At 64.0% G+C, this 508-nt stretch carries 1 pseudogene; it reads left to right on the forward strand.

Annotated elements, in window-relative coordinates:
• A pseudogene (locus ACP7AJ_RS21655) lies at positions 1-508 on the forward strand (conjugal transfer protein TraG); the annotation flags it as partial.

Genomic DNA, 508 nt, shown 5'->3' on the forward strand with positions numbered 1-508 from the left:
GCGACTACGGCCAGCGGGAGGCCGAAGTCATCAAAAACACGGTGGGCAACGTCTTCAGCGGGCAGGTGGCGGGCGGCAGCGGCAAGTGGCTGAGCGAGCGGTTCGGCAAGATCCTGCAGCAGCGCCAGGGCTTGAACATGAACCTGCGCGAAACCAGCACCAGCCTCTCCACCCAGATGGACAGCATGATTCCTGCGAGCACCATTGCCAACCTGACGCAGGGCCACTTCGTGGGGGCCGTGGCCGACAACTTCGGCGAGGAAATCGGCCAGAAAGTCTTTCACGCCCGCATTCAGGTGGACCTGCAGCGGGTGGCCGCCGAGGCCCGGGCTTACCTGCCCATTCCGGACATCACCAGCTTCATCAACCCGGCCACGGGCAAGGACGAAGCCGAGGAGCTGATAAAAGCCAACTTCAACCGCATCAAAAACGAGGTCCGGGAGCTCTGCGCCCGCGAGCTGGTGCGCATCCGGCAGGACCCCGCGCTCCGGCACCTGCTCAAGGAAAA

The sequence above is a fragment of the Hymenobacter sp. B1770 genome, assembly GCF_049896385.1.
Taxonomy (GTDB): Bacteria; Bacteroidota; Bacteroidia; order Cytophagales; family Hymenobacteraceae; genus Hymenobacter.